Annotated in this window: 13 protein-coding genes; 8 read left to right on the top strand and 5 right to left on the bottom strand. The window is 64.1% G+C overall.

Features of this window, described 5'->3' with window-relative positions:
- Positions 1–254: 254 nt before the first annotated feature.
- From YUA_RS0125865 to YUA_RS0125875, 3 genes are all read right to left on the bottom strand, one after another.
- The gene (locus YUA_RS0125865; protein WP_027533309.1) at positions 255–1,046 is read right to left on the bottom strand and encodes a Bax inhibitor-1/YccA family protein; all 792 of its coding nucleotides are present in this window, start codon (positions 1,044–1,046) and stop codon (positions 255–257) included.
- A 271-nt stretch (positions 1,047–1,317) separates the two neighbouring features.
- Positions 1,318–3,888 carry an ABC transporter permease gene (locus tag YUA_RS0125870; protein WP_027533310.1) on the bottom strand — a complete coding sequence of 857 codons (2,571 nt, stop codon included), beginning with the start codon at positions 3,886–3,888 and terminating at the stop codon, positions 1,318–1,320.
- Complete coding sequence (locus YUA_RS0125875) at positions 3,885–4,607, bottom strand: ABC transporter ATP-binding protein (protein ID WP_027533311.1); 723 nt, start codon at positions 4,605–4,607, stop codon at positions 3,885–3,887. The genes YUA_RS0125870 and YUA_RS0125875 overlap by 4 nt, the downstream gene beginning before the upstream one ends.
- Before the next feature lie 55 nt (positions 4,608–4,662).
- Between YUA_RS0125875 and YUA_RS0125880 the strand changes: the two genes are divergently transcribed.
- Together YUA_RS0125880 and thpR are read left to right on the top strand one after the other, a co-directional pair.
- The gene (locus tag YUA_RS0125880) at positions 4,663–5,298 is read left to right on the top strand and encodes an arylesterase (protein ID WP_027533312.1); all 636 of its coding nucleotides are present in this window, start codon (positions 4,663–4,665) and stop codon (positions 5,296–5,298) included.
- A 176-nt stretch (positions 5,299–5,474) separates the two neighbouring features.
- Positions 5,475–6,011: an RNA 2',3'-cyclic phosphodiesterase gene (gene thpR / locus YUA_RS0125885; protein ID WP_027533313.1), complete on the top strand. Its 537-nt coding sequence runs from the start codon at positions 5,475–5,477 to the stop codon at positions 6,009–6,011.
- A gap of 18 nt (positions 6,012–6,029) precedes the next feature.
- Here the strand turns inward: thpR and YUA_RS0125890 are convergent, their stop codons facing one another.
- Both YUA_RS0125890 and YUA_RS0125895 read right to left on the bottom strand, forming a co-directional pair.
- Positions 6,030–6,434, bottom strand: coding sequence for a type II toxin-antitoxin system VapC family toxin (locus YUA_RS0125890; protein ID WP_027533314.1), 405 nt, complete (start codon positions 6,432–6,434; stop codon positions 6,030–6,032).
- On the bottom strand, positions 6,434–6,688 hold the full coding sequence (locus tag YUA_RS0125895; RefSeq protein ID WP_027533315.1) for a type II toxin-antitoxin system VapB family antitoxin: 255 nt from the start codon (positions 6,686–6,688) through the stop codon (positions 6,434–6,436). Before YUA_RS0125895 ends, YUA_RS0125890 begins: the two co-directional genes overlap by 1 nt.
- 194 nt (positions 6,689–6,882) lie before the next feature.
- Here YUA_RS0125895 and zapE point away from each other — a divergent pair, with 194 nt between their 5' ends.
- The 6 genes from zapE to YUA_RS0125925 all read left to right on the top strand — a co-directional run bounded on the left by zapE (position 6,883) and on the right by YUA_RS0125925 (position 15,225).
- On the top strand, positions 6,883–8,070 hold the full coding sequence (gene zapE / locus YUA_RS0125900; RefSeq protein WP_027533316.1) for a cell division protein ZapE: 1,188 nt from the start codon (positions 6,883–6,885) through the stop codon (positions 8,068–8,070).
- A 263-nt stretch (positions 8,071–8,333) separates the two neighbouring features.
- Entirely contained in the window at positions 8,334–9,302 is a 969-nt protein-coding gene (gene mdh, locus YUA_RS0125905; RefSeq protein ID WP_027533317.1) for a malate dehydrogenase, read from the top strand.
- Between the two features lie 213 nt (positions 9,303–9,515).
- The gene (sucC, locus tag YUA_RS0125910) at positions 9,516–10,712 is read left to right on the top strand and encodes an ADP-forming succinate--CoA ligase subunit beta (RefSeq protein WP_027533318.1); all 1,197 of its coding nucleotides are present in this window, start codon (positions 9,516–9,518) and stop codon (positions 10,710–10,712) included.
- Between the two features lie 4 nt (positions 10,713–10,716).
- The gene (locus YUA_RS0125915; protein WP_027533319.1) at positions 10,717–11,196 is read left to right on the top strand and encodes a DUF1579 family protein; all 480 of its coding nucleotides are present in this window, start codon (positions 10,717–10,719) and stop codon (positions 11,194–11,196) included.
- A 34-nt stretch (positions 11,197–11,230) separates the two neighbouring features.
- Entirely contained in the window at positions 11,231–12,115 is an 885-nt protein-coding gene (sucD, locus tag YUA_RS0125920) for a succinate--CoA ligase subunit alpha (protein WP_027533320.1), read from the top strand.
- Positions 12,116–12,252: 137 nt separating this feature from the next.
- Positions 12,253–15,225 (top strand): 2-oxoglutarate dehydrogenase E1 component, encoded by a 2,973-nt coding sequence (locus YUA_RS0125925; RefSeq protein WP_027533321.1) that lies wholly within the window; start codon positions 12,253–12,255, stop codon positions 15,223–15,225.
- The last annotated feature ends 181 nt before the right edge of the window (positions 15,226–15,406 follow it).

Here is a 15,406-nt window from a genome sequence, read left to right on the forward strand (position 1 = left end):
CGCGGCGGCTGGAAGAGGCAACGATGCTTCCACATACGCCGTCATTGCGATCGCAGCCTACTTGCTCCGTCGTCATTCCCCGCGAAGGCGGGGAATCCAGTACGCCGCGGCCTCTCGGTCAATCACCACCGCCTCCGGAATACTGGATCGCCCGGTCAAGCCGTGCGATGACTCCGAGTGTGGGGCACCCGGACGCAAAACAAAAACCCCGGCCTCGCGGCCGGGGTTCGCGTCTGTTCTCTCGGGTCTTGCGCTTAGTCGCGCTGGCCGAGGAGCTGCAGCAGCAGCGTGAACAGGTTGATGAAGTTCAAGTAGAGTGACAGCGCACCGGAGATCGCCGCACGTTCGGCGATGTCACCACCGGCCGAGGCGTAGCCGTAGATGTAGTCGTTCTTCAGCCGCTGCGTATCCCAGGCGGTGAGGCCCGCGAACACCAGCACGCCGACCACCGACACCACGAACTGCAGCACCGAGCTCGCCAGGAACAGGTTCACCAGGCTCGCGATGATGATGCCGATCAGGCCCATGAACAGGAACGAGCCCATGCCGCTCATGTCACGCTTGGTGGTGTAACCATAGAGGCTCAGCGCGCCGAAGGTCGCCGCAGTGATGAAGAACACCCGCACGATCGAGGTGTGCGTGAACACCAGGAAGATCGAGGACAGCGAGATGCCCATCAGCGCCGAGAACACCCAGAACAGGATCTGGGCGGTCGAGGGGGCGAGACGGTTGATGCCGGCCGAGATCACGAACACCATGGCGAGCGGCGCCAGCATGAACAGCCATTTCAGCGGGCTCACGAACATCGCGTAGCCGAACGGGGTCAGGAACAGCTTGCCGACGCGGACCGCTTCCGGGGTCGGAACGTCAGTCACGGCAGCCATATAGACACCGAGCGCGGCGAGGCCCGTGATGGCGAGGCCAATGCTCATGTAATTGTAGATGCGCAGCATGTAGGCGCGCAGACCGGCGTCGACCGTCGCGGCGTCAACACGCCCGGCGGCCCTGCCGAAAGGAGAAGCGTAATTGCGGTCTAGGTCCGACATGGTCGAATTCCCGTTGGTTGCCCGGTCCGGCACGAGGGTTGCCATGCCGCCGGTTCGTCAAATTCTATCTCGGACACCGATGTCTGCCGACATTAATTTTGGCTAACAATCGGGGCTCCGAACCCATTCGATATGTGGGAAACTAACACATTCGCTGCAACCGTCCACGCGCGGCTGAATGTCGCCCTTACCCACAATCCTGACGGGCAGACGTGGTTATCCGCCGGAATCGTGCGATTCTGCCCCCCGTGCGGCCACCCGCTACGTTTTGTCACAAATTCCGCAACACCGTGGCGGGCTTTTTGTTCAGCGCCAGCAGCGTGCCGGCGAGGCCGAGCCCGACGGTGACGACCAGGGCGGCGGCCACCACGCCGGCCGCGCTCCCGGCCTGCCAGACGAAGGTCAGCGTCATCAGCCGCGTCACGATCATCCAGGCCGCGATGCTGCCGGCGACCACCCCGAACACCGCGGTGGCGAGGCCGATCAGGAGGTATTCGAGCGCATAGGCGCCGAGCAGCCGCAGTCGTGTCGCGCCCAGGGTCTTCAGGATCACCGCGTCATAGACCCGGTGGCGGTGGCCTGCGGCGAGCGCGCCGCCCAGCACCAGGATCGCCGAGATCAGGGTTACGGCGCTGGCGCCGCGGATGGCGAGCGCGAGATTGGTCACGACCGCGCCGACCGTCTCCATCACCTCGCGCACGCGCACGCTCGTCACCATTGGGTAGGTGTCGGCGACCTGCTTGATGATCTTGCCGTCGCCGGTCGCATCGCCGCCGGCTTCGGTCAGCGTCGCAATGTGGGTATGCGGTGCGCCCTTGAAGGCCTTCGGCGAGAACACCAGCACGAAATTGATGCCGAGCCCCTGCCAGTCGATGGTGCGCAGATTGCCGATTTTCGCCGGGATGTCGCGGCCGAGCACGTTGACCACGATTTCGTCGCCGAGCTTGAGGCCGAGGCCGTCGGCGATCTTCTTCTCCATCGAGACCAGCGGCGGACCGGAATAGTCGGTGCCCCACCATTCGCCCTCGACCACCTTGGATCCCTTCGGCAACTCGCCGGTATAGGTCAGGCCGCGGTCGCTCTGCAGCACCCATTCGGAGTCGGTGGTGGGCTTGAGGTCCTCGGCGCGGACGCCGCGGGCGGCGACGATGCGCCCGCGCAGCATCGGCACGTCCTCGACCTTCGCTCCCGGTGCGATCTCGCGCAGATAACCGTCGAATTGCTCGGCCTGCGTGCTCGGAATGTCGATGAAGTAGAACGCCGGCGCGCGATCGGGCAGCGCCGCGAGAAACTGCCGGCGCAGATTGCCGTCGATCTGGGTGATGGTGACGAGCACGGCGAGCCCAAGCCCGAGCGACAGCACGACCGAGGGCGTCAGCGCGCCTGGCCTGTGGATGTTGGAGATTGCAAGCCGCAGCATGGTGAAGCGCGTGCGCGGCAGCCGGCGTGCGATCGCCATCAGCACGGCGGCGACACCGCGCAGCACCGCGAACACGATGACGGAGGAGGCCACGAACACCGCGGCGATGCGCTTGTCGAACGATAATCCGATCACAACAGCGACCAGAAGCGCGACGACGACGCCCATGAAGGCAAGATAGCTCCAGCGCGGCCGGTGCCATTCGGAACTGATGGTGTCGCGGAACAGCGCTGCGACCGGCACGTCGTGCACGCGTCCGAGCGGCCACAGGCCGAAGGCGAGCGCGGTCAAAAGGCCGTAGACAAAGGACAGCGCAAGCTCGCCGGCATGCACGGCCGGCACCACTGGCAGCGGCAACAGCTTGCCGAACAGACCGACGATGGCGAACGGCATGGCCGCGCCGAGCGCGAGGCCGATCACCGAGCCGATCGCCGCGAGCAGGACGACCTGCGCGAGGTAAATGCCGAACACGTCGCGCCCCGTGGCGCCGACGGCCTTGAGAGCCGCGATCACCTCGAGCCGACGGTCGATATGGCTCTTCACGGCGTTGGCGACGCCGACGCCGCCGACCAGGAGCGCGGCAAGGCCGACCAGGGTCAGGAATTGCGTGAAGCGGCTGATATTGCGCTCGAGCTGTGGCGAGGCGTTGGAGCGGCTGCGGACCTCCCAGCCGGCCTGCGGCGCGGCGTTGCGGGCGTCAGCGATGAACGCGTCGGTGGCGCGGTCGCTGTTGGCGGTGTCAGGCAGTTTTACCCGGTAGACCCAGCGCACCAGGCTGCCGGGCTGGATCAGCCCGGTGGCGCGCAGGGCCGCCTCGCTGATCAGGAAGCGCGGACCGAAGCCGATGCCGCCGGCGAGCTTGTCGGGCTCGGCCTCGACAGTAGAGCGGATCTGGAAGGTCGCAGTCCCAATGGTGACGCGGTCGCCGACCTTGAGTGACAGCCGCGCCAGCAGCGTCGGGTCGGCGGCGGCGCCGAACGCACCGTCGCGCTCGGCGACAAGATCGGTCAGCGGCATCGGCGGCGCCAAGGTCAATTGGCCCAGCATCGGATAGGTGTCGTCGACCGCCTTCATCTCGACCAGCGCCAGCTTGCCCTCGGCCGAGCGCGCCATGCCGCGCAGGGTGGATGCAACGGAGACGGTGCCGCGCGAGCGCAGGAAGGCAACCTCCTCGGGCTTCGCCTCGCGCTGGAACAACACGAAGGAGACGTCGCCGCCGAGCAACGTGCGCCCCTCGCGCGCGAGGCCGTCGCTCAGGCTCGCCGAGACCGAGCCGACGCCGGCGATGGCCATCACGCCGAGCGCGATACAGGCGATGAAGACGTAGAAGCCGCGCAGACCCCCGCGCAATTCGCGCAGCGCATAGCGCAGCGACAGCGCGACGCCGTTCGGGTTCGCAAACGGTTCGACAGCTATGCTCATGCTTTGGTCGTCTGCGTGTCGATGCGGCCCGAGCGCAGGCGGATCACGCGATCGCAGCGATGCGCGAGCGAGGAATCGTGCGTGACCAGCACCAGCGTCATGCCGCGCTCGGCATGCTTGGTGAACAGCAGATCGACGATCTGTTTTCCGGTAGCCTCGTCGAGATTGCCGGTCGGCTCGTCGGCGACGAGGATGGCGGGATCGGGTGCCAGCGCGCGCGCCAGTGCCACGCGCTGCTGCTCGCCGCCGGAGAGCTGCGTCGGATAATGATGCAGACGGTCGCCGAGCCCGACCGATTGCAGCTCCTCGGCCGCGCGCTTGCTCGCATCGGGATTGCCGGCGAGTTCGAGCGGCACGGCCACGTTCTCCAGCGCCGTCATGGTCGGGATCAGATGGAAGGACTGGAAGACGATGCCGACCTGACGGCCGCGGAAGCGGGCCAGCGCGTCCTCGTCGAGGGCATTGAAAGGCGTGCCTGACACCACCACCTCTCCGCTATCAGGACGCTCCAGCCCCGCCATCACCATCAGCAGCGTGGATTTGCCCGAGCCTGACGGGCCGATCAGGCCGATCGTCTCGCCCGAGCCGACGCGCAAGCTGATATCCTTGAGGATGTGAACGCGTGCCGCCCCCGACCCCAATGAGAGATTGACGTTGGAGATGGCGATGGTGTCCGGCGCAGTGCCGGCGAGCGAAGAGGGAGAGATGCGAGTGTCCATGGTCCGGTCATATGGCAACTCCGCACGCGCGGTCGAGAGGCGTTACGGATTGTTCATGCACATAGCCGTGTTGATGTTCGCTTTGATGACGGTTGCCAATCCGGCTTGGGCGGACGCGACAAAGCCGATCAAGCTTGTCGTTTTCGGCGATTCCCTGAGTGCCGGCCTCGGCCTTCCGGCCCAGGATGCGTTCCCGGCCAAGCTACAAAAAGCCTTGCAGGCCAAAGGTATAGCCGTGGACATGACCAACGCCGGGGTGTCGGGCGACACCTCGTCCGGCGGCCGCGACCGGCTCGACTGGTCGGTGTCCGACGGAACCGAAGGCGTCATCCTCGAGCTCGGCGCCAACGACGCGATGCGCGGCATCGATCCCGACTTGACGAGAGCTGCGCTGGCCGACATCGTTGGGCGTCTCAAGGCGCGCAAGATCGCCGTGATGCTGTGTGGCATGCTGGCGCCGCCAAATTTCGGCGCGGACTATGGCACGCGCTTCAATTCGATTTATCCGGATCTGGCGAAGCAGTTCGACGTGCCGCTCTATCCGTTCTTCCTCGAAGGTGTCGCCGCCGATGCCAAGCTCAACCAGGCCGACGGCATTCATCCGACCGCTGAAGGCGTCGACATCATCGTCCACAACATGCTGCCCACGGTAGAGGCATTCGTGCGCACGATCGGCGAGCAACGCCGTTGAAAAGCAGGCAACGCTAACCCTAACAACCAGGGTTTTCCCGGTGTAGCGTGAGCGACCCTTCGCAGAGTCACACAACTGCGATAGGAATCAAGGTACAGATGATTCGTCGCCGGCTCTAAAATTTGGATATGATCTTTACCTAAGGGATCATGCCCAAGCATCGGGAGTGCGAAACGATGCCGCGTTTGTTTACTGGTCTGGAAATCCCGACCGAGGTCTGCCAGACTCTTTCCAATTTGCGAGGTGGCCTTCCAGGCGCCCGCTGGATCGATCCCGAAAATTATCACGTCACTCTGCGCTTCATCGGCGACATCGACGGCATCTCCGCCAACGAGATCGCATCGATGCTGTTTCGCGTCGACCGCAAACCGTTCGAGGTGAAGGTGCAGGGGCTCACAAGCTTCGGCGGCCGCAAGCCGCGCGCGGTGGTCGCCACCATCACGCCAAGCAAGCCTTTGATGGAATTGCAGGCCGAACTCGAGCGCATGATGCAGCGGATCGGCCTCGATCCCGAAGGCCGCAAGTTCATCCCGCATGTCACGCTGGCCCGTCTGCACGATGCCACCGACCGCGACGTCGCCGACTATCTCTCGCTGCGCGGCTACTTCCCGAGCAAGGCCTTCATGGCCGAGCGCTTCGTGCTGTTCTCGTCGCGCGCGTCGACCGGCGGCGGCCCGTATGTGGTCGAGGACGCCTATGAGCTGTGTGAGTGAGATCTTTGCGCGGGTATGCTATCGCAGCGGCTCCACGCCTGACCGGCTGACGTCGGTTTTCGCAAAATCCTCGCCCTTGAACAGCAGCGGTTCGCTTCGAGTCGAAGCCAGCGCGTACGAAAAGCAATCACCGTAATTGAGCGACGCGGCGTGACGCCCCTTCCCGTAGCGCCGCCACGCGCGCCGTGCTGCATCGGCTTGTTGGGTATCGACCGCTGCGATCTCTGCGCCGATCTTGATGAGCCAGAGATCGAACTCGCGCCCGCCCGCATCGCCTAACCGTGTCTCGATCACCATCGTTGCTTCAAGCACCGTTGCCGCCGAGATCAGGCGGATCGGATCGTCCGCGATCAGTCGCTCAATATCGGCTGCATCGTCTTCGTTGAGCGCGATTGCCACGATCGCCGATGTGTCGATCACCATCAGCGTGGCAATCCACGCTCGTCGTATCCGAGAATTTCCTCAGGTGTGCGGTCATCCAGGACTCGCATCTCACTCCAGCGTCGCCTGATCTCGGCCATGTCTTGCAGCAGCGCATCTTTGTGAGTTTGACCGCCGAGCCGTCGCAATCGCTCCTCTATGGCGCGCTTGGTCGCAGTCGTGATGTTCTCGCCGGTCAATTGCGCCAGACTCCGCGCCAATTGCTCCGTTTCGGGGTCCTTGATGCTAAGCGCCATATTGAGGTTCCTTGGTTCCTCAATAGGTATATTCTAGCCACCCTGAGCGCAAGAATAGATCGATTCGGCCGCCCAAGTGCCGGACCTCTGCTGAGGCCGTGTCCACGCGAGATCTGTTCGCGAAGAGCAGGGCGCATAAGCCGTTGCGCCAATACACGGTTGCAATTTCCGCCGGTCTCTGGCGGTAAAGAGCGATGCTCTCCACCCCAAACTCCTCCTTCAGCGAAGCGTATCAGGCCCAGATCGCATCCGGCGCGATCGAGCCCGACGCTGCGCAAGCCGAGGTCGCCGAGGCCTATGCCGCGCTCGACCTGCGGCTCGCGAACTACAAGCCGCAGCGCAAGCAGGGGCTGCTCGCCCGCCTGTTCAACGGCGGCGACAAGGACGAGGCGCCGCGCGGGCTCTATGTCCATGGCGAGGTCGGCCGTGGCAAGACCATGCTGATGGATCTGTTCTTCCAGCACTCCACCGTCGAACACAAGCGACGCGCGCATTTCCACGAGTTCATGGCGGATGTGCACGAACGCATCTACGACTACCGCCAGAGCATCGCGCGTGGCGAGTCCGCCGACGGCGATGTGATCGCGCTGACCGCGCAAGCGATCTTCGAGGAGAGCTGGCTGCTCTGCTTCGACGAATTCCACGTCACCGACATCGCGGATGCGATGATCCTCGGCCGCCTGTTCGCAAAGCTGTTCGAGCTCGGCACCGTCGTGGTCGCGACCTCCAACGTCGCGCCCGACGATCTCTACAAGGGCGGGTTGAACCGCGCGCTGTTCCTGCCCTTCATCAAGCAGATCACCGACCACATGGACGTGCGGCGGCTCGATGCGCGCACTGACTTCCGGCTCGAAAAACTTCAGGGCGTGCCGATGTGGCTGACGCCAGCGGATGCCGATGCGGATACGGCGCTCGACCGTGCCTGGTCGAAGATGACCGGCAACGCCAAATGCAAGTCGCGCGACATTTCCATCAAGGGACGCACCCTGCACGTGCCGTGCTCGGCCCATGGCGTGGCGCGCTTCGCCTTTGCCGATCTCTGCGAGAAGCCGCTCGGTGCATCCGACTATCTCAGGCTGGCGCACGACTACCACACCATCCTGGTCGACCATATTCCAGTGATGGACTTCTCCCAGCGCAACGCCGCCAAGCGCTTCATCACGCTGATCGACACGCTCTATGACAATGCCGTGAAGCTAATGGCTTCGGCCGATGCCAACCCGATCGCGCTCTACCTCGCCCATGAGGGCAACGAGGCCATGGAGTTCAAGCGGACCTCGTCGCGCCTGATCGAGATGAGCTCGGAATCCTATCTGGCGCTGCCTCACGGCCGCAAGGATTCCACCGCCAGCGGCTCGACCAAGGGCCTGGTGGAGACTTAAGTCCTATTTTCTCCGCACCCAGCGCCGTCATTCCGGGGCGCGACAAAGTCGCGAGCCCGGAATCCATTGTGCCACCAACTCAGGCAGCCCGATGGATTCCGGGCCTGAGCCTGCCGGCGCATCCCGGAATGACAGACGGGGTATGTTGGCGGTTGTCTCGGCGAGCCCGACAATTGGGCATCCACCGACTTGAACGGGGGAAGCGAAAGGGATAACCACCCATTCAGTTTTTCCCTCCTCACGTGTCTAAAGGACAGGCTCACATGGCGCGCGACAAGATTGCTTTGATTGGCTCCGGCCAGATCGGCGGAACGCTGGCTCACCTCATCGGCCTGAAAGAACTGGGCGACGTCGTGATGTTCGACATCGCCGAGGGCGTGCCGCAGGGCAAGGCACTCGACATCGCGCAGTCCTCGCCGGTCGACGGTTTTGACGCGCACTACACCGGCGCCAACTCCTACGAGGCGCTCGACAACGCCAAGGTCTGCATCGTCACCGCCGGCGTGCCGCGCAAGCCCGGCATGAGCCGCGACGACCTCCTCTCCATCAACCTCAAGGTCATGGAGCAGGTCGGTGCGGGCATCAAGAAGTACGCCCCCGACGCCTTCGTCATCTGCATCACCAACCCGCTCGACGCGATGGTCTGGGCGCTGCAGAAGGCCTCCGGCCTGCCGCACAAGAAGGTCGTCGGCATGGCCGGCGTGCTGGATTCGTCGCGCTTCCGCTACTTCCTGGCCGACGAGTTCAACGTCTCCGTTGAAGACGTCACCGCCTTCGTGCTCGGCGGCCATGGCGACACCATGGTGCCGCTGGTGAAGTACTCCACCGTCGCCGGCATTCCGCTGCCCGACCTTGTCAAGATGGGCTGGACCTCGCAGGCGCGCCTCGACGAGATCGTCGACCGCACCCGCAACGGCGGCGCCGAGATCGTCAACCTGCTCAAGACCGGTTCGGCCTTCTACGCCCCGGCGGCTTCGGCGATCGCGATGGCCGAGAGCTACCTGCGTGACAAGAAGCGCGTGCTGGCCAGCGCGGCCTACCTCAACGGCGAATACGGCGTGAAGGACATGTATGTCGGCGTGCCCGTTGTGATCGGCTCCAAGGGCGTCGAGCGCGTCGTCGAGATCGAGCTGGCCGGCAAGGACCGCGAGGCCTTCGACAAATCGGTCGGCGCGGTGCAGGGCCTCGTCGATGCCTGCAAGAAGATCGCACCCGATCTTCTCGGCCGCTAAGGAAAAACAATCCCGCCGAAGATCGAAACCCGGTCTTCGGCGGTTTCATTTCCGGACCCGCCTGCAACCCTTTTTGAAGGCTGGGCGGGTTCCGGATCCGCGATTTTGATGTCAAAGAATCCGGGTTGCAGTTCCTGTGGTATATGGTATACCAGCCACAAGACTGAGGTGGGCCCCTAGGGGGCACCGCCCGCGGGTTCAGGGAGCGACCATATGAATATCCATGAATATCAGGCCAAAGCGCTGCTGAACGAGTTCGGCGTAGCGATCTCGAAGGGCGTACCGGTCCTGAAGGCCGCCGACGCGGAAGCGGCCGCCAAGGCCCTCCCGGGCCCGGTCTGGGTGGTGAAGAGCCAGATCCACGCCGGCGGACGTGGCAAGGGCAAGTTCAAGGAAGCCAGTGCCGGCGACAAGGGCGGCGTCCGCATCGCCAAGTCGGCCGCTGAGGTGTCCGAATTCGCCAAGCAGATGCTCGGCGCAACCCTCGTGACCATCCAGACCGGCCCGGCCGGCAAGCAGGTCAATCGCCTCTACATCGAGGACGGCTCCGACATCGACAAAGAGTTCTACCTGTCGATCCTGGTCGACCGCGAGACCTCGCGCGTTTCGTTCGTCGTCTCGACCGAAGGCGGCGTCAACATCGAGGACGTCGCGCACAACAGCCCTGAGAAGATCGTGACCTTCTCGGTCGATCCCGCAACCGGCATCATGGGCCATCACGGCCGCACCGTCGCCAATGCGCTGAAGCTGTCCGGTGATCTCGCCAAGCAGGCGGAAAAGCTCACCGCACAGCTCTACGCGGCTTTCGTCGCCAAGGACATGTCGATGCTGGAGATCAACCCGCTGGTCGTGACCAAGCAGGGCCAGCTCCGCGTGCTCGACGCAAAAGTGTCGTTCGACGACAACGCGCTGTTCCGTCATCCCGAGGTGCTCGCGCTGCGCGACGAGACCGAGGAAGACGCCAAGGAAATCGAGGCGTCGAAATACGATCTCAACTACGTCACCCTCGACGGCAATATCGGCTGCATGGTCAACGGCGCCGGTCTTGCCATGGCGACGATGGACATCATCAAGCTCTACGGCATGGCGCCGGCGAACTTCCTCGACGTCGGCGGCAGCGCCAGCAAGGAGAAGGTCGCGGCCGCGTTCAAGATCATCACGGCCGATCCCAACGTGAAGGGCATCCTGGTCAACATCTTCGGTGGTATCATGAAGTGCGACGTGATCGCCGAGGGCGTCACCGCCGCCGTGCGCGAGGTCGGCCTCAGCGTGCCGCTGGTGGTTCGCCTCGAGGGCACCAACGTCGAGCTCGGAAAGAAGATCATCCGTGAATCCGGCCTGAACGTGGTGCCCGCCGACAATCTCGACGACGCCGCGCAGAAGATCGTGAAGGCCGTCAAGGGAGGCTAGGGCCATGACCCAGGACCATCTCGCCGCTTCATCTCCGCTTGCAGAGCACACGCGCCTCGCCGCGTTCGCCGGCGAATGGGATGGCGAAGAGGTGGTCTTCCCGTCCCGCTGGACCGCGGGCGGACCGGCCACCTCGCGCACCGTCGCGCGCATGGACCTCAACGGATTTTACCTGATCCAGGACGCAGTCCAGATGCGCGACGGCAAGGAGATCTTCGCAACCCACGGCATCTTCACCTACGACCGCGACGACCGGACCTACAAATTGTTCTGGTACGACTCGCTCGGCTACACGCCGCCCTCGCCCGCCTCCGGCGGGTGGGTCGGCAAGACCTTGACGCTGGTGCGCGGCTCGCTCCGCGGCAATGCGCGCCACGTCTACGAGATCATCGACGACAATTCCTACGCGTTGAAGATCCAGTTCTCGCCGGACGCGGAAGGCTGGGCCGACGTGCTCACCGGCGTCTACCGCCGCATCCACTGACCTCTCACTCGTTAGTTTCGCGAAAGCAGACCTCATGTCCATCCTGATCGACAAGAACACCAAGGTCATCTGCCAGGGCTTTACCGGCAAGAACGGCACCTTCCATTCCGAAGCCGCGATGGCCTACGGCACCAAGATGGTCGGCGGCACTTCGCCCGGCAAAGGCGGCGCGACGCATCTGGGCCTGCCGGTGTTCGACACCGTGCGCGAGGCGCGTGAGAAGACCGGCGCCGATGCCTCGGTGATCTACGTGCCGCCGCCGGGCGCGGCCGATGCGATCTGCGAAGCCATCGACGCCGAGATCCCGCTGATCGTCTGCATCACCGAGGGCATTCCGGTCATCGACATGGTGCGCGTGAAGCGCTCGCTGGCGGGCTCCAAGTCGCGCCTGATCGGACCGAACTGCCCGGGCGTCATGACCGCCGGCGAGTGCAAGATCGGCATCATGCCGGCCAACATCTTCAAGACCGGCTCTGTCGGCATCGTCTCCCGCTCGGGCACGCTGACCTACGAAGCCGTGTTCCAAACCTCGCAGGAAGGCCTCGGCCAGACCACGGCGGTCGGCATCGGCGGCGACCCGGTCAAGGGCACCGAGTTCATCGACGTGCTGGAGATGCTGCTGGCCGATCCCAAGACCGAATCGATCATCATGATCGGCGAGATCGGCGGTTCCGCCGAGGAGGACGCTGCCCAGTTCCTCAAGGACGAGGCCAAGCGCGGCCGCACCAAGCCGATGGTCGGCTTCATCGCCGGCGTCACCGCACCTCCCGGCCGCCGTATGGGCCATGCCGGTGCGATCATCTCGGGTGGCAAAGGCGACGCCGGTTCCAAGACCGACGCGATGAAATCCGCTGGGATTACAGTGTCGCCGTCGCCGGCGCGCCTCGGCCACACGCTTGCCGAAAAATTGAAGGGCTAATTCACTCCTTCGTGCTTTTCCGGGCGAAGTTTCGCAGCAAATAGGATAAATGGTGCCTGTCGCGCTGAGCCTCTGCCGGGGAGCTCAGCGCCAGCGCCGTTTGTTATGCGCGAACCAAAATCGCCAGGAACTCAAGTATGTCTCGCCAAGACGCGAACGCAGCCTTTGCCCTCTCCTCCTTTTTGCAGGGCACCAACGCCACCTACATCGACGAAATCTACGCCCGCTACGAGAAGGACCCGTCCTCGGTCGACGCCGAGTGGCAGGAGTTCTTCAAGAGCCTCAACGACCAGCCTGCCGACGTCCGGAAGAACGCCGAGGGCCCGTCCTGGGAGCGCGCCAACTGGCCGCTGGCCCCGACGGACGATCTGACCTCCGCCCTCGACGGCAACTGGGCCGAGGTCGAGAAGGTGGTCGGTGCCAAGATCGCCGCCAAGGCGCAGGCCAAGGGAGGCGACAAGGGCGGCGCTGACTTCTCCTCCGCCGACCTGCTCCAGGCCACGCGCGACTCCGTCCGCGCCCTGATGCTGATCCGCTCCTACCGCATGCGCGGCCACTTCCACGCCAAGCTCGACCCGCTCGGGATCGAAGCCCCGCGCAACCGCGAAGAGCTCGACCCGCGCACCTACGGCTTCAGCGAAGCCGATTTCGACCGCAAGATCTTCCTCGATCACGTGCTCGGCCTCGAATACGCCACGCTGCGCGAGATCACCGCGATCTGCGAGCGCACCTACTGCCAGACTCTCGGCGTCGAATTCATGCATATCAGCAATGCTGCGCAGAAGGCCTGGATCCAGGAGCGCATCGAGGGGCCGGACAAGGATATCTCATTCACCCGCGAAGGCCGGCGCGCGATCCTGATGAAGCTGGTCGAAGCCGAAGGCTTCGAGAAGTTCTGCGATACCAAGTTCACCGGCACCAAGCGCTTCGGCCTTGATGGCGGTGAATCGCTGATCCCGGCGCTCGAGCAGATCATCAAGCGCGGCGGCAATCTCGGCGTGAAGGAAGTCGTGGTCGGCATGCCGCATCGCGGCCGTCTCAATGTGCTGACGCAGGTGATGGGCAAGGCCCATCGCGCGCTGTTCCACGAGTTCAAGGGCGGCTCGGCCAATCCCGACGCGGTCGAAGGCTCGGGCGACGTCAAATATCACCTCGGTGCGTCCTCGGACCGCGAGTTTGACGGCAATCGCATCCATCTGTCGCTGACCGCGAACCCCTCGCATCTCGAGATCGTCGATCCCGTCGTGCTCGGCAAGGTCCGCGCCAAGCAGGACCAGTATGGCGATCCGCCGGACCAGCGCATCTCGGTGATGCCGCTGCTGATGCATGGCGACGCGGCGTTCGCGGGCCAGGGCGTGGTCGCGGAATGCTTCGGTCTGTCGGACCTGAAGGGCTACCGCACCGGCGGCTCCGTGCACTTCATCGTCAACAACCAGATCGGCTTCACCACCTATCCGCGTTACTCGCGCTCCTCGCCCTATCCGTCGGATGTGGCGAAGATGATCGACGCGCCGATCTTCCATGTGAACGGTGACGATCCGGAAGCCGTGGTGTTCGCCGCCAAGGTCGCGACCGAATTCCGGCAGAAATTCCACAAGCCCGTCGTCATCGACATGTTCTGCTACCGCAGGCATGGCCACAATGAGGGCGACGAGCCGGCCTTCACCCAGCCGGTGATGTACAAGAGGATCGCGGCTCACCCGACGACGCTGGAGCTCTACGCCCGCCGCCTGATCAGCGAAGGCGTGATGACCGAGGGCGAGGTCGACAAGGCCAAGGCCGACTGGCGCGCGCGGCTCGATGCCGAGTTCGAGGCCGGCACCTCCTACAAGCCGAACAAGGCCGACTGGCTCGACGGCAAGTGGTCTGGCTTCAAGATCGCGGATCAGGAAGAAGACGCGCGACGCGGCGTCACCGGCGTCGACACCGCTGAGCTGAAGGAAATCGCCCGCAAGATCACCAAGGTCCCGGACGGTTTTCGCGTTCACCGCACCATCCAGCGCTTCCTCGACAACCGCGCCAAGGCGATCGACACCGGCGTCGGCATCGACTGGGCGACCGGCGAGGCGCTGGCGTTCTGCACCCTGCTCAACGAGAACCACCATGTCCGCCTGTCGGGCCAGGATTCGGAACGCGGTACCTTCTCGCAGCGCCACTCGGTGCTGATCGATCAGGAGGACGAGAGCCGCTACACGCCGTTCAACCATCTCGGCCACGAGCAGGGCCATTACGAGGTCATCAACTCGCTGTTGTCGGAAGAAGCGGTGCTCGGCTTCGAATACGGCTATTCGCTTGCCGAGCCGAACACGCTGACGCTGTGGGAAGCCCAGTTCGGCGACTTCGCCAACGGCGCGCAGGTCGTGTTCGACCAGTTCATCTCCTCGGGCGAGCGCAAATGGCTGCGCATGTCCGGCCTCGTTTGCCTCTTGCCGCACGGCTATGAAGGCCAGGGACCGGAGCACTCCTCGGCGCGTCTCGAGCGTTATTTGCAGATGTGCGCCGAAGACAACATGCAGGTGGTCTATCCGACCACGCCGGCGAATTACTTCCACGTGCTGCGCCGCCAGCTTCATCGCGAGATCCGCAAGCCGCTGATCGTGATGACGCCGAAGTCGCTGCTGCGTCACAAGCGGGCGGTGTCGCGTCTCGAGGAGCTCGCCAAGGGCACGACCTTCCATCGCATCCTGTATGATGACGCCCAGATGCTGCCGAGCGAGGCCATCAAGCTCGTTCCGGACGACAAAATCCGCCGCATCGTGCTCTGCTCGGGCAAGGTCTATTACGATCTCTACGAGGAGCGCGAGAAGCGCGGCATCGACGACATCTATCTGATGCGCGTCGAGCAGCTCTATCCGGTGCCGCTGAAGGCGCTGGTGGCCGAGCTGTCCCGCTTCAAGAAGGCGGAAGTGATCTGGTGCCAGGAAGAGCCGCGCAACATGGGTGCGTGGCACTTCATCGAGCCCTATCTGGAATGGGTGCTGAACCAGGTGCATGGCGCGAGCCGGCGTCCGCGCTATGTCGGTCGCGCCGCCTCCGCTGCGACCGCCACGGGTCTGATGTCGAAGCATCAGGCGCAGCTGAAGGCGTTCCTGGACGAAGCACTGAGCTGAAGAGTTTTCTAGGAAGCTGTCATGCCCCGCCTTGTGCGCACTTGCGCACTGGGGCGGGGCATCCAGTATTCCGCGGCGTTCGTTCTGAACACGAGAGTCACGGCGTACTGGATTGCCCGCCCCAGTGCGCAACTGCGCACAAGGCGGGCAATGACGTATGAAATTCCCGACCGCTACTCGC

The organism is Bradyrhizobium sp. WSM3983 (assembly GCF_000473045.1).
Taxonomy (GTDB): domain Bacteria; phylum Pseudomonadota; class Alphaproteobacteria; order Rhizobiales; family Xanthobacteraceae; genus Bradyrhizobium.